This is a genomic window from Serratia sp. CY40230 (assembly GCF_052168835.1).
Lineage (GTDB): Bacteria > Pseudomonadota > Gammaproteobacteria > Enterobacterales > Enterobacteriaceae > Serratia > Serratia nematodiphila.
This window is the reverse complement of sequence record NZ_JBJNLX010000005.1, coordinates 126,773-146,138: the sequence shown is the minus strand read 5'-3', so window position 1 is coordinate 146,138 and position 19,366 is coordinate 126,773. Positions and strand designations below refer to the sequence as shown.

Annotated in this window: 17 protein-coding genes; 11 read left to right on the top strand and 6 right to left on the bottom strand. The window is 60.8% G+C overall.

What is annotated here, in order from left to right; genetic code table 11:
* Positions 1 to 13: 13 nt before the first annotated feature.
* The gene (locus ACJ8IJ_RS18030; protein WP_004938483.1) at positions 14 to 922 is read right to left on the bottom strand and encodes a LysR family transcriptional regulator; all 909 of its coding nucleotides are present in this window, start codon (positions 920 to 922) and stop codon (positions 14 to 16) included.
* A gap of 103 nt (positions 923 to 1,025) precedes the next feature.
* On the opposite strand from ACJ8IJ_RS18030, the gene ACJ8IJ_RS18025 reads away from it, so the two are divergent.
* The gene (locus ACJ8IJ_RS18025) at positions 1,026 to 2,180 is read left to right on the top strand and encodes a serine hydrolase domain-containing protein (protein WP_442518429.1); all 1,155 of its coding nucleotides are present in this window, start codon (positions 1,026 to 1,028) and stop codon (positions 2,178 to 2,180) included.
* 44 nt (positions 2,181 to 2,224) lie between these two features.
* Here ACJ8IJ_RS18025 and ACJ8IJ_RS18020 read toward each other — a convergent pair whose 3' ends face one another.
* Both ACJ8IJ_RS18020 and manA read right to left on the bottom strand, forming a co-directional pair.
* Positions 2,225 to 3,757 carry a YdgA family protein gene (locus tag ACJ8IJ_RS18020; protein ID WP_033633153.1) on the bottom strand — a complete coding sequence of 511 codons (1,533 nt, stop codon included), beginning with the start codon at positions 3,755 to 3,757 and terminating at the stop codon, positions 2,225 to 2,227.
* A 140-nt stretch (positions 3,758 to 3,897) separates the two neighbouring features.
* The gene (gene manA, locus ACJ8IJ_RS18015; protein WP_004938492.1) at positions 3,898 to 5,076 is read right to left on the bottom strand and encodes a mannose-6-phosphate isomerase; all 1,179 of its coding nucleotides are present in this window, start codon (positions 5,074 to 5,076) and stop codon (positions 3,898 to 3,900) included.
* Between the two features lie 478 nt (positions 5,077 to 5,554).
* Between manA and ACJ8IJ_RS18010 the strand changes: the two genes are divergently transcribed.
* Both ACJ8IJ_RS18010 and fumC read left to right on the top strand, forming a co-directional pair.
* Complete coding sequence (locus ACJ8IJ_RS18010; RefSeq protein WP_049188168.1) at positions 5,555 to 5,869, top strand: hypothetical protein; 315 nt, start codon at positions 5,555 to 5,557, stop codon at positions 5,867 to 5,869.
* 230 nt (positions 5,870 to 6,099) lie between these two features.
* Positions 6,100 to 7,497, top strand: a complete 1,398-nt coding sequence (gene fumC, locus ACJ8IJ_RS18005; RefSeq protein WP_004938497.1) for a class II fumarate hydratase — start codon at positions 6,100 to 6,102, stop codon at positions 7,495 to 7,497.
* A 41-nt stretch (positions 7,498 to 7,538) separates the two neighbouring features.
* Here fumC and ACJ8IJ_RS18000 read toward each other — a convergent pair whose 3' ends face one another.
* Positions 7,539 to 8,204, bottom strand: a complete 666-nt coding sequence (locus ACJ8IJ_RS18000) for a peroxiredoxin-like family protein (protein ID WP_442518428.1) — start codon at positions 8,202 to 8,204, stop codon at positions 7,539 to 7,541.
* Between the two features lie 103 nt (positions 8,205 to 8,307).
* On the opposite strand from ACJ8IJ_RS18000, the gene ACJ8IJ_RS17995 reads away from it, so the two are divergent.
* The 3 genes from ACJ8IJ_RS17995 (at position 8,308) to ACJ8IJ_RS17985 (ending at position 10,348) form a co-directional block, all read left to right on the top strand.
* The gene (locus ACJ8IJ_RS17995) at positions 8,308 to 9,198 is read left to right on the top strand and encodes a LysR family transcriptional regulator (protein ID WP_021505430.1); all 891 of its coding nucleotides are present in this window, start codon (positions 8,308 to 8,310) and stop codon (positions 9,196 to 9,198) included.
* A 1-nt stretch (position 9,199) separates the two neighbouring features.
* On the top strand, positions 9,200 to 9,889 hold the full coding sequence (locus tag ACJ8IJ_RS17990; protein ID WP_015377773.1) for a helix-turn-helix transcriptional regulator: 690 nt from the start codon (positions 9,200 to 9,202) through the stop codon (positions 9,887 to 9,889).
* A 90-nt stretch (positions 9,890 to 9,979) separates the two neighbouring features.
* Positions 9,980 to 10,348, top strand: a complete 369-nt coding sequence (locus ACJ8IJ_RS17985; RefSeq protein ID WP_004938508.1) for a VOC family protein — start codon at positions 9,980 to 9,982, stop codon at positions 10,346 to 10,348.
* Here the strand turns inward: ACJ8IJ_RS17985 and tus are convergent.
* On the bottom strand, positions 10,338 to 11,276 hold the full coding sequence (tus, locus tag ACJ8IJ_RS17980) for a DNA replication terminus site-binding protein (RefSeq protein ID WP_015377774.1): 939 nt from the start codon (positions 11,274 to 11,276) through the stop codon (positions 10,338 to 10,340). The two genes, ACJ8IJ_RS17985 and tus, sit on opposite strands and share 11 nt — an antisense overlap.
* A gap of 330 nt (positions 11,277 to 11,606) precedes the next feature.
* Here tus and ACJ8IJ_RS17975 point away from each other — a divergent pair, with 330 nt between their 5' ends.
* Both ACJ8IJ_RS17975 and ACJ8IJ_RS17970 read left to right on the top strand, forming a co-directional pair.
* Positions 11,607 to 13,403: a glycoside hydrolase family 3 protein gene (locus tag ACJ8IJ_RS17975; RefSeq protein WP_342579350.1), complete on the top strand. Its 1,797-nt coding sequence runs from the start codon at positions 11,607 to 11,609 to the stop codon at positions 13,401 to 13,403.
* 126 nt (positions 13,404 to 13,529) lie between these two features.
* The gene (locus tag ACJ8IJ_RS17970) at positions 13,530 to 14,816 is read left to right on the top strand and encodes a glycoside hydrolase family 10 protein (RefSeq protein ID WP_442518427.1); all 1,287 of its coding nucleotides are present in this window, start codon (positions 13,530 to 13,532) and stop codon (positions 14,814 to 14,816) included.
* Positions 14,817 to 14,867: 51 nt separating this feature from the next.
* On the opposite strand, the gene ACJ8IJ_RS17965 is transcribed toward ACJ8IJ_RS17970, so the two are convergent.
* Positions 14,868 to 16,136, bottom strand: a complete 1,269-nt coding sequence (locus tag ACJ8IJ_RS17965) for an MFS transporter (RefSeq protein WP_031300458.1) — start codon at positions 16,134 to 16,136, stop codon at positions 14,868 to 14,870.
* 147 nt (positions 16,137 to 16,283) lie between these two features.
* On the opposite strand from ACJ8IJ_RS17965, the gene ACJ8IJ_RS17960 reads away from it, so the two are divergent.
* The 3 genes from ACJ8IJ_RS17960 to bioD all read left to right on the top strand — a co-directional run bounded on the left by ACJ8IJ_RS17960 (position 16,284) and on the right by bioD (position 19,364).
* Positions 16,284 to 17,174: a LysR substrate-binding domain-containing protein gene (locus ACJ8IJ_RS17960; protein ID WP_442518426.1), complete on the top strand. Its 891-nt coding sequence runs from the start codon at positions 16,284 to 16,286 to the stop codon at positions 17,172 to 17,174.
* Between the two features lie 159 nt (positions 17,175 to 17,333).
* Positions 17,334 to 18,551, top strand: coding sequence for a sugar metabolism global transcriptional regulator Mlc (gene mlc, locus ACJ8IJ_RS17955; RefSeq protein ID WP_004938526.1), 1,218 nt, complete (start codon positions 17,334 to 17,336; stop codon positions 18,549 to 18,551).
* Between the two features lie 144 nt (positions 18,552 to 18,695).
* Positions 18,696 to 19,364 (top strand): dethiobiotin synthase, encoded by a 669-nt coding sequence (gene bioD / locus ACJ8IJ_RS17950; protein WP_004938529.1) that lies wholly within the window; start codon positions 18,696 to 18,698, stop codon positions 19,362 to 19,364.
* Positions 19,365 to 19,366 lie beyond the last annotated feature (2 nt).

The following is a 19,366-nucleotide window of genomic DNA, read 5'->3' as shown; positions in this document are numbered from 1 at the left end:
CGGCGGGGCGCCCCTACCACCGATGCTGCCGTTCACGTTGCTCGCGCATGAAATCGATAAAGGCGCGCAGTTTGAGCGGCAGATGTCTGCCGGCGGGGAAGTAGATGAAAAATCCCGATGCTTCGCTGGCGTAACCCGGCAGCACTTCCACCAGTTGCCCCTGTGCCAGCTCCTGCAACACCGTGCCCTGAAAACGCTGTGCGATACCCAGCCCCGCCAACGCCGCATCCTTGATCAGCCTGTCTTCGTTAAAAATCAAACTGCCGCTGACGTCCAGCGCGCGTTCATCGTCGCCCAGGCTGAAATACCAGGGTTCCAGTTTGCCGCTGCCGGGAAAACGGTAGCGCAGGCAATGGTGCGCGAGCAGATCGTCCGGCGTGGCCGGTGCGCCGCAGCGCGCCAGATAGCCAGGCGAAGCGACCAGCACCCGGCGCTGGCCGTTATCGATCGGCACGGCGATCATGTCCTTTTGCAGCATGGCGTGCATGCGAATGCCGGCATCGAAACTGCCCAGCACCAGATCGGAAAAGCGGTCTTCGGTAAACAGCTCCAGCTGCACCTCGGGATAGCGCCGCTGAAACGCCGCCAGATGCGGCATCACCAGCAGCGAAGCGGCCAACTGCGGCAGCGTAATGCGCAGCAGGCCTGCCGGCTGTGCGCCCAGGGCGCGCACATCGTCCGCCGCCACATCGATCTGGCCCATGGCCGGCGATACCTTCTGATAGAACAACCGGCCTTCGTCGCTGAGGCGCACCGAGCGGCTGGTGCGGTGAAATAACCGCACTCCCAGCTGATTCTCCAGCGCCTGAATGTTTTGCGACACCGCCGGCGGCGTGACGCCCAGTTGGCTGGCCGCGCGGGTAAAGTTGCCCAGGCGTGCCACGGCTTCGAAATAGGGCAGCAGTTGCAGGAGTGAACTCATCTATCAATAACCTGTGCTTAATGATTCATTAAATTATGCCTTATTTTAATTTATGAAGAACGTTTTAGACTGATTTTTACTTTCCCTCAGAGAGATTAAAATCATGTCGGCAATACAACAGGCGTTAACAGAACGGATCGCGGCGATCGATCAACAGGCGATGGCCGAAGGGCGCATCGTCGGCAGCGTGGTGCTGGTGGCGCGGCGGGGTGAAATTTGCTACGCCGGTGCGGCCGGTTATGCCGATCGCGAAGCGCAGCAACCGATGCGGCGGGAAACGCAGTTTCGGCTGTCGTCGGTTTCCAAACCCTATACCACGCTGGCGGCGCTGCGTTTGATTGAGCAAGGCAAGCTGAGCCTGGACGATGCAGTCAGCGACTGGCTGCCGTGGTTTACCCCGGCGCTGGCCGATGGCCGCCGCCCGGCGATCCGCATTCGTCATTTGCTGAGCCATACCGCCGGGCTGGACTATCGGCTGAACCAACCGCCGGCGGGCGTTTACCATCAGTTGGGGATCCAGGACGGCGTGGAGCTGTCGACGCTGACGCTGGAGCAAAACCTGCGGCTGTTGGCGCAGGCGCCGTTGCTGTCGGCGCCGGGGGAGCGCTTCAATTATTCGCTGGCGATCGACGTGCTTGGCGCGGTGCTGGAGCGGGTGACGGGCATGTCGTTGCCGCAGCTGTTTGTCGAATGGGTGGCGCAGCCGCTGGGGCTTGGCAACACCGCATTCCATGCGACGGACGCCGCGAACCTGGCGACGCCGTATTACAACACCCCGCAGGGGCCACAGCGCATGTATGAAGGCCTGCGGGTGGCGCTGCCGGAGGAGATGGCGGGGGGCGAGGTGCTGTTTTCACCCGCGCGGGCGCTTAACGCGGAGGCTTATCCCTCCGGCGGCGCGGGCATGGTCGGTGATGCCGACGACGTGCTGCGGCTGGTGGAGGCGCTGCGCAGCGGCGGGCAGGGCATGTTGCAGCCGGATACGGTGGCGTTGCTGCGCAGTCCGCACGTCGGCGCCGAGGCGCAAACGCAAGGGCCGGGCTGGGGCTTCGGCTTTGGCGGCGCGCTGCTGGTGGATCCAGACGCCGCGCAGACGCCGCAGCATGCCGGTACCCTGACCTGGGGCGGCGTTTACGGCCACAGCTGGTTCTTTGATCCACAGGCGCAGCTGAGCGTGGTTGTCTTGACCAATACCGCATTTGAGGGCATGTGCGGCCGCTACCCGCAGCAGATCCGCGATGCGGTTTATGCAGCGTAAATAAAAAGGGCCCCGCAGGGGGCCCTTGTCAGGTTTTCAGGCGATTACTGCGCCGGTACCGGAGCGGGTTCCGCTTCCTGAGCCGGTTCAGCGTCTTCCGCCGGGGCGCCCAGCATGGCGAACTGGCCGATGAACTCCTGCAGCGACATCTTGTTGCCGTTCAGGTCAACCTGATTGTCAGCGTAGTGGAACTTGCTCGCGATCACGCCGTCTTTCTGGGTGGTCAGCTTGAACATCTGACCCATGGCCGCCAGGCCCTGCACTTGCTGCTGCGCCAGTTTCTGCGCGTCTTCCGCATTATAGCCCTGCAACAAGGCGGTCTTCGCGGTCACTTCGGTAGCCATCGCTTCCGGAATGGTCAGGTTGATATCCAGCTTTTTAACCGCCTGAGCGATCAGCTGATCCGGCGATTGTGCCGGGGAGGCGGCCTTGCTCGGATCGGTCATCGCCAGATCCAGCGTGAAGACGCTCTCACCCTTGCTGTTTTTCCAGCTCAGCGGGGCGATGCTGAGGCTCGGGTTGCCTTTCAGCAGCATCGGCAGGTTCTTTTGCAGCATCTCGGAGGTCTGCTGTTCGTAGACGTCCGGATCCAGGTTCTCGCCCTGCTGCAGCAGCGCCATGGTTTGGCGGTTGTAGCTGTCGGAGAAGTCTTTCAGCGCCTTGCCGTCGACGTTGTCGATTTTCAGCGTCAGTTTACCGGCACCGAAGTCGTTGCCCTGCACCTTGAGCGCGTCCATGGTGTAGTCGATCTGGCCGCCGATATTGCTGCTGCCTTGCTCGCCAAACTTGCTCACCAGATTGAAACCGTCCAACGCCACGGTATCTTTACCGTCGATCGTCAGTTTGAACTGCTTCAGCGTCATCGTCTGATCGCCGAGCTTCACGCCGAACTTGCTTTCGTTGCTGTTGCCTTTCAGGTTGAAGCCCTGGAAGGTGATCTGCTCGTTTTGGCCGAATTCGTTCGGGCTGGCGAACACAATAGTGTCGCTATTGGCGTCCAGCGCGAATTTTTTCAGATCGCGGGACACATCGGCGTCAATGGTGGCGCCGCTGAATTTCAGCGAAGATTTATCCTTCTGGTAGTCCAGTGGGATAAAGTCGATGGTGGACGCGGTATCGCCGCTGTACGAGATGCGCGAATCGGCGGTAAACAGCGATTTGCCTTTGGTGGTTTCAAACAGGCCTTTCACCGCAGGGGTGTTTTCCAGCTCGGTATGCACCGACGCCATGCTCGGCAGCAGGTTGAATTTTTTCAGCTGCGCGAACGGGAACGGACCGTGATCGATGGTTTCCAGGAACGCCACTTCTTCACCGGCTTTCAGCGCCGCATTTTCACTGGTATCCGTGCCGTCGGAACGCAGCACATAACGCACTTTACTGCTGAACAGGCCGCGCTGGTAATTTTCATAGCTCAGCTTGACGCCGGCTTTCGGCAGGTAGGCTTTCAGTTGGCCGTTGGCGTTGTCGACGACTTCGCCCATGTGTTGCTCGATCTGTTTCCCGGTGTACCAGGATGCCCCGGTCCATGCTGCGCCAAGAACGACAATGACGCTGACAGCGACTAACGATTTTTTCATAGCTCTGTTTCATCCTTTTTTCTTATCACCCTCCGTTGCATGGGAGGGGCAAATAGGGGCCGACAAAAAACGCCCGCAGGCGTTTAATTGTGGGGGTAGCTCTCGCTTTCAGCAAGCAATTTGCTGAAATTTATCAACGGTTAGGCCAGCTGGTTATAAACCCGGGCGATACGGCCGCTGCCGCTGACGTTGACCGGGGATTCGAACGCCCCAATAAAGCAGGATTCGCCCGGTTTGAGCGTCAGGCGTTGCCCGGATTTCTCCAGCGTCGCTTCGCCGGCGACGCAGAACACGATGGCGGCGCTTCGCTGTGCCAGCGCCTGTGGTGCGGCGGTCAAATCGTGCAGTGAGAAGGCGAAATCCTCCACCGGGATCGGGAAGAACAGCTCGTTGCCACGTTGCTCCGGTTGGGTCAGCAGGCCGGAAGCCGGTTGCGGGCGGAACTGCAGGTTGGCCAGCAGCTCGGGCACGTCGATGAATTTCGGCGTCAGGCCCGCGCGCAGCACGTTATCCGAGTTGGCCATCACCTCCAGCGCCACGCCTTTCAGGTAGGCGTGCGGCGTTTCGGCATACAGGAACATCGCCTCGCCCGGCGCGAGCTGCACCACGTTCAGCAGCAGCGGTGAGAACAGACCGCTGTCGTCCGGATAGAAGCCGGCGATGAAGCGCACGGTATCCCAGGGTTCCCCCTGCTGGTTGTTGAGCGCGGCTTTCAGCACGCCGAGCGCCAGCGATTTTTGTTCGCCGCTCATCGTCAACAGGCTGGCGAACAGGGTCGCGAGATGCGCGGTGTCCGGCTGTTGCAGGAAGGCGGCGATGTCGTGGTGCGCGCCGGCGATCGGTTGCAGCAGGGAAACGATATCGGCCAGTTCGCGAAAACCGTTCATCGCCAGGAACGGCGTCAGGGCGAACACCAGCTCGGGCTTGTGATTGGGATCTTTGTAGTTGCGTTCGGCGGCGCTCAGCGGGATGCCTGCGGCGTTCTCTTTCGCGAAGCCGACTTCGGCCGCCGCTTTGCTCGGGTGGACCTGGATCGACAGCGGCTGATCGGCGCACAGCACTTTAAACAGGAACGGCAACTCGCCAAAACGGCTGGCGACGTTGGCGCCCAGCTGTTTTGGCTGGTCTTCGTTGATCAGATCGCGCAGCGAACGCAGTTCACCGTCGGCGCCCGGCACGCGGGAAGGGCTCTTGGGATGGGCGCCCATCCACAGTTCGGCCATCGGCTGATTATCCGGGTTGGCGATGCCGTAAAGACGGGTCAGCGCATCGTGGCTGCCCCAGGCGTAATTCTGTACCGCGTTGGTCATTTTTTGCATGTCGATAAACGTCCTTAACGTCATTGTCGCACTGGATGACAATAACCTACTGATTTTATACGGTTAACTAAATCTGTGCCGACACCTATCCTACGCCCGCGTCGGCAGGAAAAATCATGGGCGCGATCAAAAAAACGCCGGATAACGTCGCGCCCGGCAACGGGGCCAAAGTATAACGTGATAACGATCGGCGTCTCAATTGGCGCGCAGGCCTCAAGGCGACCCGGAAAACCCGCCGATCGATTATTCTTTGGCCCAGCGGAATTATTGCCGATAGCCTGGTCATTCTGCGTCATTATTTATTTTTTTAGCATGTCAAACTATGTCGGCTGAATTTATTTTTTACCGTCTGAGCCATTCCCTTAATTATTATTTTCGCGCTGCGCCGGGCAATCACACGCTGAGCTTAAACCTGCGCGTCAGACCCGTTTACCGTAACGGCCAACACGTCGATTTAACGAAACAAGAGGTCTGTTGCATGAAAAAACTGTTGTTGCTATTGGGGCTTTGCACCAGCGCCACCCAGGCGGCGGTGATTGTCGCCTATCCCTACGCGGCGCCACGCACCGTGGTGATCGCGCCGGCGCCGATCGTCGTTACACCCGCGCCGGTCGCGGCTGTGGCGCATCCGCTGGCACTCACCGCCGGTGCGGCGGCGACCGGGGCGTATCGGCATCATGAACGGCAGGACGCCTACGACGAGATCAATCATCTGCAGCAGCAACGGATCGATGAGCTCAATCATTTACAGGCGCAGCGCATCAATAATTTTAATTCGCGTCATCCGCGTTAATGGTTATCCAGATTTTTATTCTCCAGGCTCATTCCCGGCCGTTTATTTCACCGCGGGTTAACCGGCGGAAAATAACCGCGTCGTTAATGGGTAAAAGAGATGAAACGTGCTGTGAGATAACTCTCTTAATGCGAATAGTTATTATGTCACTATACTGGGAGTGCATGCCGACGGGGGGTAGCGCGTCGGCCTAACCCTACAATTTTAGGAATTATGCTAAGGAGATCGTGATGGCAGGCGTTCGTATCGAAAAAGACTCTATGGGCCCCATCGAAGTACCGGCCGACAAGCTGTGGGGCGCGCAAACCCAGCGTTCGTTGGCGCATTTCCGTATTTCCTCCGAAAAGATGCCGACCGCGCTGATCCATGCGCTGGCGTTGACCAAGCGCGCCGCCGCGCAGGTGAACGTGGATCTGGGGCTGCTGCCGGCCGAACGGGGCGCCGCCATCATCAACGCCGCCGACGAAGTGCTGGCGGACAGCCATGCCGACCAGTTCCCGTTGTCAATCTGGCAAACCGGCTCCGGCACCCAGACCAACATGAACATGAACGAAGTGTTGGCCAACCGCGCCAGCGAGCTGCTGGGCGGCGTGCGCGGTGAAGAGCGCAAGGTGCACCCGAACGACGACGTCAATAAAAGTCAGAGCTCCAACGATGTGTTTCCCACCGCGATGCATGTGGCGGCGGTGATTGCGCTGCGCGAACACCTGATCCCCGAGCTGAAAGTGCTGCACAAGACGCTGAGCGACAAGGCCGAAGCCTACCGCGACATCGTCAAAATCGGCCGCACCCATCTGCAGGACGCCACGCCGCTGACCCTGGGGCAGGAGATATCCGGTTGGGCGGCGATGCTGGCGCACAATCTGAAACACATCGAGGACAGTATCCCGCACATTGCCGAGCTGGCGCTGGGCGGCACGGCGGTCGGCACCGGCCTGAACACCCATCCGGAGTACGCGGTGCGCGTCGCTAAAGCGCTGGCGGAATTGACCCATCAGCCGTTCGTCACTGCGCCGAACAAGTTCGAAGCGCTGGCGACCTGCGATGCGCTGGTGCAAGGGCATGGCGCGCTGAAAGGGCTGGCGGCTTCGCTGATGAAGATCGCCAACGACGTGCGTTGGCTGGCGTCCGGCCCGCGCTGCGGCATTGGTGAGATTTCGATCCCGGAGAACGAGCCGGGCAGCTCCATCATGCCGGGCAAGGTCAACCCGACCCAGTGCGAAGCGATGACCATGCTGTGCGCTCAGGTGCTGGGTAACGACGTGGCGGTGAACATTGGCGGCGCTTCCGGCAACTTCGAGTTGAACGTGTTCCGCCCGATGGTGATCCACAACTACCTGCAGTCGATTCGCCTGCTGGCCGACGGCATGCAGGGCTTTAACGAGCACTGCGCGGTGGGCATCGAACCGAACCGCGATCGCATCTCCCAATTGCTGAACGAATCGCTGATGCTGGTGACGGCGCTCAATACCCATATCGGTTATGACAAGGCGGCGGAAATCGCCAAGAAAGCGCACAAGGAAGGGCTGACGCTGAAAGCCGCGGCGCTGAAGCTCGGCTACCTGACCGAAGCGCAGTTCGACGAGTGGGTGCGGCCGGAAGCGATGGTCGGCAGCATGCAGAAATAATGACGTCATGCCTAAATGGGGCGCGGTTGCGCCCCGTCTTTTCAAGCCAACATCTCTAGCACCGATAACAGCGCCTGCGGCTCCGGCCGCTGGGTGTAATCGGCGTGCGCTTCGGCGTAGACAATACGGCCATCGCGGGCGATGACGAATCGCGACGGCAGCGGCAGCGTCCAGCTGTCATCCTGGTTGAACTGCGCCAGATCGAGGCCGAGCCGCTGTTGATACAGGGCGATCAGCGCGTCCGGCAGGCGGTAACGCAGGCCGAACAGGGCCGCCAGACGGTTGCCTGCATCGCTGAGCAACGGAAAGGTGAGATCGTGATCGCGCGCGGCCTGGCGGCTATGCACCGCGCTCTGCGGTGAAATGGCCAACAGCTGCGCGCCGTACTGCGTGATGGCGGGCAATGCGGCCTGCAGCGCCTGCAGATCGAGCGTACAGTAAGGGCACCAGATCCCGCGATAGAAACTGACGACCAGCGGCCCTTTTGCCAACAGCGCCGTGGAAGAGCATGGTCGGTTTTCGCTGTCCGACAGTGTAAAGCCGGGCGCGGCGTCGCCGACCTTCAGGGCGCGTTCGGCCATGCCCGACGCGATCTGCGCCTGTATAGCCTCACGCATCAGCGCGTGATCTTGCGCCGCGAGTTTGAACGGCAGTTGGTCGGCCTCGAATGCCGCTTTGAAGGCATCGAGTTTGTCTTGCAGTGTCATGCGTTCTCCTGACGGGAATGAGGGGGAGCGCTTATCTTGCCCATTCCAAAATGGCGCGTGTAGACTGCAATAAATGCTAACCGTTATTCCAACAAGGAATGCCATGGGTAAATTTGCCGATTACGAAACCTATGCCTGCGTTTACGAGAGCGGCTCCTTTACCGCGGCGGCGCGGCGGCTGCACGTGGGGCAGCCGGCGGTCTCAAAAGCGGTGGCGCGGCTGGAACAGCAGCTCGGCACGCGCCTGATGCTGCGCTCGACCCACGGCCTGCAGCCGACGGATGCGGGACAGCAACTGTATCAACGCACCCGGCGTATCCTGAACGAGCTGGCGGAGACGGAAGCGCTGGTGCAGAGCGCCGGCGAGACCCTGAGCGGCCGGTTGCGGGTCGCTTCGGCGGCGGTGTTCGCCCGCATCGTTCCCTTGCCTGATTTGACGGCGTTTATGCGAGCCAATCCACGGTTGCATGTTGATCTGCTGCTGGATGACGGCAATCTGTCGCTGATTGAAGAAGGCATCGATATTGCCCTGTGTGTTGGCGAGTTGGAGGATTCCGGTTTTACCGCCCGCAAGCTGGGTGAGGTAAAGCAATGCGTGATCGGCACGCCCGGCTATTTTGCCGCTGCCGGTATGCCGCAGCGGCCGGAAGATCTGTTGCAGCACGAGATGGTGATTTACCATCGCCGTGGCGGCGGCGAGCAGTGGCGCTTCAGCCGCGGAGAAGAGCAGCGCGCGCTGCGGCTGCCGGGGCGCATGCGGGTCAACGCGGCGGAGTGCGTACGCGAGCTGGTGCTGGCGGGCTTTGGCGCCACCGTCGCCAGCGAAGGCCTGTTTCGCAGCGAGCTGCAAAGCGGGGCCGCGATCGCGGTATTAGCGGACTGGCAACTGCCGCCGCTGGCGCTGTGGGCGGTGTTCCCCGGCGGCCATTTCGTTTCGGCCAAGGCGCGGGCCTTTGCCGATTTTGTCCAAACCGCGCTATGCAGGGAGCCGTGATATGTCGCGCGCACAACGTTTACTCGATCTGATGCAGCTGCTGCGCAACCACCGTTATCCGGTGGCGGGCCATGCGCTGGCGCAGACGCTGGGCATCAGCATGCGCACCCTGTACCGCGATATCGCCACGCTGCAGCAGCAGGGGGCGGAAATCGCCGGTGAGGCGGGCGTCGGCTATGTGCTGCGCCCCGGCTTTATGCTGCCGCCGCTGATGTTCTCGCCGGCGGAGACAGAAGCGCTGGTGCTGGGGATGCGCTGGGTCAGCCGCCGCGGTGACAGCCAACTGGCGAGCGCGGCGGGTCAGGCGCTGGCCAAGATCGCCGCGGTGCTGCCGCCGGCGCTGCGGGAGGAGCTGGAGGCCAATACGCTGCTTATCGCGCCGGTTCAGGCGCCGCCGGTGGCGGATGAGATGCGGGTGCTGATCCGAGACACCATCCGCTGCGAGCGCAAACTGCATATCGACTACCTCGATCTGGCGGGGCAGCGCAGCGAACGCCTGCTGTGGCCCTTTGCGCTGGGTTTTTTCGATCAGTTTCAGATGTTGGTCGCCTGGTGCGAGCTGCGTCAGGCCTTTCGCCATTTTCGTCTCGATCGCATTCAGGCCGCCACGCCGCTTGCACAGCGCTATCCGCGTGGCCGGCGGCGGCTGCTGAAAGAGTGGCGCCTCAGCGAGGGCATTGCGGAGCAATAGCGGCACGCTGCTGCCATAAACTGTCAGTCGTGCGCCTTAGTCTGTGCCTATCGGGAACCGGCCGGTTCCCATCACCCAAAGGACAGACCGATGACCCTTCCCAGCATGACCCTGCTTTATGTCGACAACCCGCTCAACAGCGCCGCCTTTTATCAACGCCTGCTGGGGCAGGCGCCGGTGGAGCTTTCACCCGGCTTTGCCCTGTTCGTGCTCAACAACGGCTTCAAGCTGGGGATGTGGGCCAAACAGGGGGTAAAACCCGCCGCCACGCTGACCGGCGGCGGCGGTGAACTGGGCTTTTTATGCCAGGATCCGCAAGAGGTGGAGGCGCGCTATAACCAGTGGCGTGAGCTTGGGCTGACTATCGAGCAAACGCCGACCGAGATGGAGTTCGGTTACACCTTCGTGGCGCGAGATCCGGACGGCCATCGCCTGCGGGTGTATGCCCTCAGCGAGTAGCGTCGTCGGTATACAGGTGCAGACGCGGCACCAGCAGCCGCAGCGGCCTGGCGTCGGGTTTGTAACGGTGTTTCACCGCCTCGGCGTCGTAGTTGAGCAGTTCGCCGATCTTCGGCACCGCGGCGCCGCTTTCAACCTGACACAGGGCGATCAGCGGCAGCGGGCAGGGGTGCTGCACCTGTTTTTGCTGCTGCTGATACCACACCCGGGCGATCGGCTGCACTTTTACCGGCCGTTTGATCTTCAGCGTCGCCTGCTGCGGCAGCCGGCTGACGTCGTCGATCTCACGGCTGACCAGGGCGGCCCACTGTTCACGGCTGTGCGGCGGCACCGCGCGGCCGGCTTTCAGGCTTTTCTCCAGCTGCGCCAGAATGTCGTCCCGCTTGACGTTTTTGATGATGTGCTTGTTGGCCCAGCCGAAGCGCACGGAGTCGGGATTGGTCAGGGCGGTGAGGGTGCGATAGGCGCTGAGGGTAATCAGCCCGTGCAGATGGGTGTGCACGAACTCGAAACGCTGCTCCGGCGCCAGGCCGGAATCGACGGTGATAATCTGCTCCAGTTCGCCCTTCAGGCGGTTGATCAGCGCCAGCTGCGTTTGCAGCGCCTGATACTCCGGTTGCTCCACCGCCAGACAGATGACGCCGGGCAGGCGCACGGCGGCCTTGCTGCTGACATTCTCCCGGTTGTGGTGAATGAACAGCCGCTGATAATGCTCCAGCGCCAGATCGCGCGCCGCTTGCCCCACATGCTGCTCGACCGCGATATGCGAAATGGCCTGATGTTCCTGGCCTTTTTCAACCTCCGGCAGGCTGAACACCCGCGCCGCCAGCAACCGCAGCGGGGCGATCTGCTGCTGCAACGCGCCGAGCGCCTGCTCCAGCTCGTTAAAGCAGGCGTTCATTCTGCCAATCACATCGTATCTGCTCATCGCACACTCCCATGTTAGTTACAACATACTATAGAAGAGTGGCCGACTGGGGGCAACATCGGCAAACGAAGAGGGAGCGGCTTCACTGGCCACCCGGCTTGTCAGTGAAAAATACGCCAGAGGGCCTTCTACAGCAGGGCGCGAAATAGACTTTGCATTGGTAGGGGTTTGATTCATTGATGGATTTTTTCTGTTGGTTGATATTTTGTTTGATCCATTTTCCGTTTGCCGTTGTCCAATCGCTGGAACAAACAGAATGGCAGGACGCTATGAGCCCCTCGGGTTATCTTTTCTTCTGTCATTAACGGGTGCTTTAAACGGAGGTTTACTGTGGATATTAAACAGAAAGTCAAAAACATGACGCTGGAAGAGAAGATCGGGCAAAAAATCATGCTGGATTTTCGCTACTGGGATCAGAACGGTAGCAGCAATCAGGATATGACCGTTCCCGATGCAGCCATTGGCAAGCTGATCACCGATAACCACATCGGTGGGGTGATCCTGTTTGCCAATAATCTGAAAGACAAGCAGCAGATCAAAACGTTGACGGCCTGGTATGCCGCGCTGAAAACCCACGCGGGCGTTCGTTTGTTTATTGGCACGGATAACGAAGGCGGTAACGTTTTCCGGCTGCCGCGCGGCGACTACGCCTCATTCCCCGGCAATATGGCGCTGGCGGCGGCGATCGAGGGCGGTGCGGATAAACAGCTCGCCGTTGAACAGGGCAAACTGATGGCCCAGGATATGCGCGCGTTGCATATCAATACCAACTTTGCCCCGGTCGTGGACGTCAACACCAACCCGTTCAATCCGGTGATTAACGTTCGCGCCTTCAGCGATGATAAGAACACCGTTGCCCGCCTGGCGGAAAACATGGTGGCGGGCATGAAACAGCAGGGTCTGATCACCGCGTACAAACACTTCCCCGGCCATGGCAGCACCTCCACCGACTCGCATACCGGTTTGCCGCGCGTCGATCGTACGCGGGAAGAAGCTTTTGCCATTGATATCGCCCCTTATAAACAGGCCATCGATCGCTGCGTGGCGCCGGATATGGTGATGACTGCGCATATTCAGTACCCCGCACTGGATAACAGCCAGATCGACACCCGCAACGGTGAAAAAATCACGGTGCCGGCCACCATGTCGCGCGAAATCCAGACCCAGATCCTGCGCAATGAGCTGGGTTATGCCGGCGTAACGATTTCAGACGCGCTGGATATGGGCGCGATTGCCGAGCATTTCAGCCAGCAAGCGGCGGCTGAAAACGTCTTTACCGCCGGGGTGGATATTGCTCTGATGCCTGTCAGCATCGCCTCGCCGGCGCAGGCGAGCCTGCTGCCCGAGCTTATCCGCTACATTGCGCAGCGGGTGAAAACCGGGCATCTCAGCGAGGCCGATATTGATGCCTCTGTCGAGCGCATTTTGCGCCTCAAATTGCGCCATCACCTGATGGGCCATAGCGATAAACCCTGTTCCCACGACGTTTCGTCCTCCGCGCATCAGCTGGAGAAACGGATTGCCGATCGTTCCATTACCGTGGTTATCAACCGTCAATGTCTGCTGCCGTTAAAGGACAAAGCGCTGCGCTACTTTATTCTGACTCCGTGGGGCGAGCAGGCCAAAGGCATTGCGAACGTGATGGCGCAGGAGGGCTACCAGAACGTCGTGGCCGCGAAGGAAACGGAACTGAGCGACGCCCAGGTCAGGGAACATATTGCCGGCTGCGACGTGTTCTTGCTTGGAACCCTCTCAACCCGCTTTACGCCTGCCGAGCAGGATGGGGTCGTGACCGCCGCAACCGGGGCGGCTAATGATACCAGTCCTTATCCGGGCTGGCTGAAATACGCCGCCGAGCAGGGGAAAAAACGCGTTCACCTCTCATTGCGCGCGCCTTACGATATCGTGAACTATGCCGCTGACGTGGATGCGGCTGTCGCCACCTATTCTTACTACGGGTATGACAGCGGCGTATGGCGTGGCCCTTCGATGATATCGCTGGCGCAGGTGCTGACGGGGAAAATCAAACCGCACGGAAAACTGCCGGTTAATACCTGGCATGACTACGATGAGCAAACCAATACCGGCAAGGTGGCGTTCCCTCGCGGGACGGGGCTGAGCTGGTGATGGGATAAGTACCGGCGTCGCCAGAAAGGGCGGCGCCGGTCGCTGGATGGCGTTGATAAAGCGGGCGGTTTCTTGCTCCGCACGCCGCGACATGGGATAACCGTCACTCACGGAAGGAGAACATTTATGCCGACAGGCGCAACAAATCTAGGCGGATGGCTGTTGATGGCCGCCATGCTGGGCGTGAGCGGATGCGCCAAACCCCCTGAGCCGGAAAAGCCTCCGCAGCCTGTACCGCCGGCAACGCCGATGCGGGGCATCTGGCTGGCCACGGTCATTGGATTGGACTGGCCGCCGGCGGCCTCGCTGAAAGCGGAATCCACGCAAGAGCGGGTGCGTCTGCAGAAGCAGGGGCTGACGGACGCGCTGGACGACATGGTGAAAACCGGGATTAACACGGTGTATTTTCAGGTTAAACCGGACGGCACGGCCCTGTGGCGTTCTGACATCTTGCCCTGGTCGGAGGTATTGACCGGCACCGTGGGCCAGGATCCCGGTTATGATCCGCTGGCCTTTATGCTGACAGAAGCGCACCGGCGCGGCATCAAGGTCCACGCCTGGCTGAACCCTTATCGGGTTTCCATGAATACCCGACAGCAAACGATTGATGCACTCAATCATACGCTGCAGTCGCCGCCGGCCAGCGTCTATGCGCTACATCCCGACTGGATACGCACCGCCAGCGATCGCTTCGTGCTCGATCCCGGCCTGCCCGAGGTGCGCAACTGGATCACCGGCGTGGTGGCTGAAGTTGTCAAAAACTACGATGTCGACGGCATTCAGTTTGACGATTATTTCTATTATGAAACGCCGCAATCGCCGCTGGATGATGAAAAGACGTATCGCGCATACGGCAAAGGGTTTGCAGACAAGGCCGACTGGCGAAGAGACAACACGCTGCAATTGATAAAACAGGTTTCCGCCACCGTCAAAGCACTGAAGCCCGCGGTCGCGTTTGGCGTCAGCCCGGCGGGCGTATGGCGAAACAAAGCGGACGATCCTGCCGGTTCGGCGACGCGGGCCGGCGCGCCGTCGTACGATACGGCCTATGCCGATACGCGCCAGTGGGTCAAACTGGGGCTGCTCGACTATATCGCACCGCAGCTATATTGGCCTTTCGATCGTGAAATTGTTCGCTACGACGTGCTGGCCAACTGGTGGGCCGAGGTGGTGAAAGACACGCCGGTTCGGCTCTATGCCGGGGTGGCGCTGTATAAAGTGGGCACGCCATCGGCCAGCGAGCCGGCCTGGACCGTCGACGGCGGCGTCCCCGAGCTGAAAAGGCAGTTGGATCTCAACGAGAGCCTGCCGGGGATGGGGGGAACCATCCTGTTCCGGCAACGTTATCTGACCGAGCCGCAAACGGACAAGGCGGTGGAGTACCTGCAAACTCGCTGGAAACCCGGTCAATAATCACGGGCTCTGGCATGACGAGCCGCGGCTAACCACCGCGGCTTTTTCCATTCACAGGCGCGCCGCTTCCGGCAGCCGTTTCAGGTAATGCACCACCAGCAGCGCCAGCAATAGCATCAGGCTGATAAACGCCGCCACGCCATTCCAGCCGAAGCTGTGCCAGAACACGCCGCCCAGGGTGCCGGCCACGCTGGAGCCGACGTAATAGCAGAACAGATACAGCGACGACGCCTGGCCTTTGGCGCGGCGCGCACGGCGGCCGATCCAGCTGCTGGCCACCGAGTGGGCGGCGAAGAAACCGGCGGTGAACAGCATCATGCCGATAAAGATCGCCGGCACCTGCGGCAGCGCGGTAATCAGGATCCCGATCAGCATAATCACGATCGACGCCAGCAGCACCGGGCCGCGCCCGAAGCGCGAGGTGAGCGCCCCGGCCTTGGGCGAGCTGTAGGAGCCGGTAAGGTACACCACCGACAGCAGGCCGACGATCGCCTGGCTCAGGTGATAAGGATCCGCCAGCAGGCGATAACCGATGTAGTTGAACAGGGTGACGAAGCTGCCCATCAGCAGGAAACCTTCCGCGAACAGCAGCGGCAACCCTTTATCGTGCCAATGCAGTTTGAAGTTGATCAGCAGGGTGCGCGGGCGCAGCGAGCTGGCGCGGAAATGCCGCGAGGCGGGCAGGATGCGCCAGAACATGCAGGCGGCGGCGAGGGCGAACAGGCCGATGACGCCAAGCGATACGCGCCAGGAGAAGAAGTCGGTCAGCACCCCGGTCACCAGGCGGCCGCTCATGCCGCCGATCGAGTTGCCGCTGATATACAGCCCCATCGAGAAGGCGACGAAGCTGGGGTGGATCTCTTCACTGAGGTAGGTCATGCCGACCGCTGCGACACCGCTCAGCGACAGGCCGATCAATGCGCGCATCAGTAAAATGCCGTGCCAGCTGGTCATAAAGGCGCAAATCAGCGTGCAAACCGCCGCCAGCAGCAGCGCCACCACCATCACCGACTTGCGGCCGATGGCGTCGGACAACGGCCCGGTGAACATCAGGCCGATCGCCAGCAGGCCGGTGGAGACCGAGAGCGACAGGCTGCTTTCCGCCGGCGAGACACCGAAGTCTTGCGACAGCACCGGCAGGATCGGCTGCACGCAGTAGAGCAGCGCGAAGGTCGCCAACCCGGCGGAAAACAGCGCCAGCGTTACGCGCATAAACTGCGGCGTGCCGCGTTCGATATAGGGGAGTTTGTTGTTGAGGGTGGAGCGTTTTACTTTTGGCGCAGCGGCCGCGTCATCGTTGGCGGCCAGCGTCGACGGCATCACGGCCGCAGAACGCACAGGGGTTGTCACAGCGTTTCCTTACCGAACTTCGGGGAGATAAACAGACACTTTGCAGATAACAAAATGATAGGGAGCGGCGATTTTTTTGTCTAATATATTAATAATTACAATTAAGACTTTTTAAATATGAATATCGAGTTGAGACACCTGCGTTACTTTATCGCCGTGGCCGAAGAGCTGCATTTTGGCCGCGCCGCTGAACGGCTGCGCATCTCCCAGCCGCCGCTCAGCCAGCAAATTCAGGCGCTGGAAGAGATGGTCGGCGCGCGGCTGCTGGCGCGCAACAACCGCAACGTCAGTTTGACCCAGGCCGGGGAGATGTTCCTCAAAGAAGCCTATCAGGTGCTCGATCAGGTCGGGCGCGCGGCGAAAAAGGCGGCGCGCCTGGATCGCGGCGAACTGGGCGAAATGACCATCGGCTTTACCTCCTCCGCGCCCTTTATCGGCGTGGTGGCGCGCAGCCTGCGCGCCTTTCGCCAGCAGTCCCCGCAGGTGCACATCAAGATGCGCGAAATCAACACCAAACAGCAGATCGAACCGCTGCTGAACGGTGAGCTGGATCTGGGGGTGATGCGCAATACGCGGCTGCCGGAGGCGCTGCACTATCAGCTGCTGCTGCGTGAACCGCTGGTGGCGGTGGTGCCGGAAGGGCATCCGCTGGCGGAAACGCCCGGCGGCGCGCTGCGGTTTCAACATTTGGCGCGGGAGCCGTTCGTGTTCTTCTCGCGCGAAGTGGGCACCGCGCTGTACGACGAAATTCTGCTGTTGCTCGGCAAGGCCGGCATCACTCCGTATATCACCCAGGAAGTGGGAGAAGCGATGACTATCATCGGGCTGGTCTCCGCCGGGTTGGGAGTCTCGATTCTGCCGGCGTCTTTCGCCCGGGTGCGGGTGGACGGCGTGCGCTATTTGCCGCTGGCGGAGCCGGACGCCACCACCGAAGTGTGGCTGGTGCACCACCGCCGGCGGCCGTTGACCGCCGCGGCGCAGGCGCTGATAGCGTTGATGCTGAAATGACGTTGAGCTTGGGCAAATAAAAATCAATTCACGCTGAAATTGCGAGGAATTTGTGCAGCAAATCACATAACGAATCAAATAGTTGACGCTGTATGACAAAAGCCCCACCATAACCCCTAGTCTTTATTTAGAAGCGCGAAAAATAGTAGGAGCCGGTTTGTGATTGCGGTTGGGCAGCCTGGGCATATCGATCAAATCAAACAGACCAATGCGGGGGCGGTTTATCGGCTAATCGATCAACTGGGTCCGATTTCGCGCATCGAACTGTCAAAACGCGCGCAGCTGGCGCCCGCCAGCATCACCAAGATCGTGCGCGAACTGCTGGAAGCCCATCTGGTCAAGGAAACCGAGTACCAGGAGATCGGCAGCCGGGGCCGCCCGGCGGTGGGGCTGGTGCTGGACACCGAAGCCTGGCACTACCTGTCCGCCCGCATCAGCCGCGGCAGCATCACGCTGGCGCTGCGCGATCTCAGCAGCAAGCTGGTGGTGGAGGAACAGCTGCCGCTGGCGGCCGAACATCCCGAACCGTTGCTGAAGCGCATCCTGACCGAAGTCGATCAGTTCTTTATCCGCCACCAAAGCAAGCTGGAACGGCTGACGGCGATCGCCATTACGCTGCCGGGCATGATCGATGTGCAGTCCGGCGTGGTGCACCGCATGCCGTTTTACGACGTGCTGGAGATGCCGCTCGGCCCGGCGCTGGAAACCCGCACCGGCCTGCCGGTTTACCTGCAGCACGACATCAGCGCCTGGACCATGGCCGAGGCGCTGTACGGCGCCTCGCGCGGCAGCCAGAACGTGATTCAGGTGGTGATCGACCACAACGTCGGCGCCGGGGTGATCACCGGCGGCCATGTGTTGCACGCCGGCAGCCACAGCGTGGTGGAGATCGGCCACACCCAGGTCGATCCCTACGGCAAACGCTGTTACTGCGGCAACCACGGCTGTCTCGAAACCGTGGCCAGCATTGAGAACATGCTGGAGATCGCCCAGCAGCGGCTGAGCGGCTCGATGAGCTCCAGCCTGCACGGCGCGCCGCTGACCGTCGAATCGCTGTGCGACGCCGCGCTGGCGGGCGATCAGCTGGCGCGGGACATCATTCTCGGCGTCGGCCACAGCGTGGGGCGCATTCTGGCTATCATGGTCAACCTGTTCAATCCCGAGAAGATCCTGGTGGGCTCGCCGCTCAACCGCGCGGCGGAGATCCTGCACCCGGCCATCGCCTCCTGCATTCGCCAACAGGCGCTGCCGGCCTACAGCGAGCAGGTCAAGGTCGAATCCACGCAGTTCTTCAATCAGGGCACCATGCCCGGCGCGGCGCTGGTGAAAGAGGCGCTGTATAACGGTTCATTGCTGGTGCAGCTGCTGCAAGGCTAACATCAGAACCTCTTATTAATTCCGCAAAAGATTGAGCTACCTCAAGCCCCTACGCGGCAGCATCCCCTAGAATTTTTCCGAAAGACTTCTTCGCCGCCGGTGCGGCGATACATTGTTAACGGGGCATTCTGGGGCATTTTATTCATGTTGAAGCGTTTATTTGTGACAGGCACGGATACCGACGTCGGTAAAACCGTGGTTTCCCGCGGGTTGATGCAGGCGCTGGCCGCCGAAGGCCGTTCGGTGGCCGGCTACAAGCCGATCGCCGCGCGCTGCCAGGAAACCAGCGAGGGCATCCGCAATAAAGACGCTTTGGTATTGCAGGCATCTTCAACCCTGCCGCTGTCCTACGAGGAGATCAATCCCATCACCTGCCTGGATGAGGTGTTTCACGCGCATGCGACCGAGGACATCAACTATGGCGTGATGAGCAGCGGTCTGCGGGATCTGTCGGCCAAAGCCGATACGGTGGTGGTGGAAGGCAGCGGCGGTTGGCGGGTGCTGATGAACGATCTGCGGCCTTACGCCGAGTGGGTGGTGCAGGAACAGCTGCCGGTGGTACTGGTGGTGGGCATCAAGCTGGGCTGCGTCAGCCACGCGTTGCTGACCGCACAGTCGATTATCAACGACGGCCTGCCGTTGCTGGGCTGGGTCGCCAACCGCATCAACCCGGGGTTGGCGCACTATGCTGAAACCATCGCGGCGCTGCAGCAGCGCATTTCCGCGCCGCTGCTGGGTGAGATCCCGTATCTGCCGCGCGCGGAGCAGCGCGAACTGGCGCACTATCTCGACATCTCCACGCTGCTGCGCTAGCG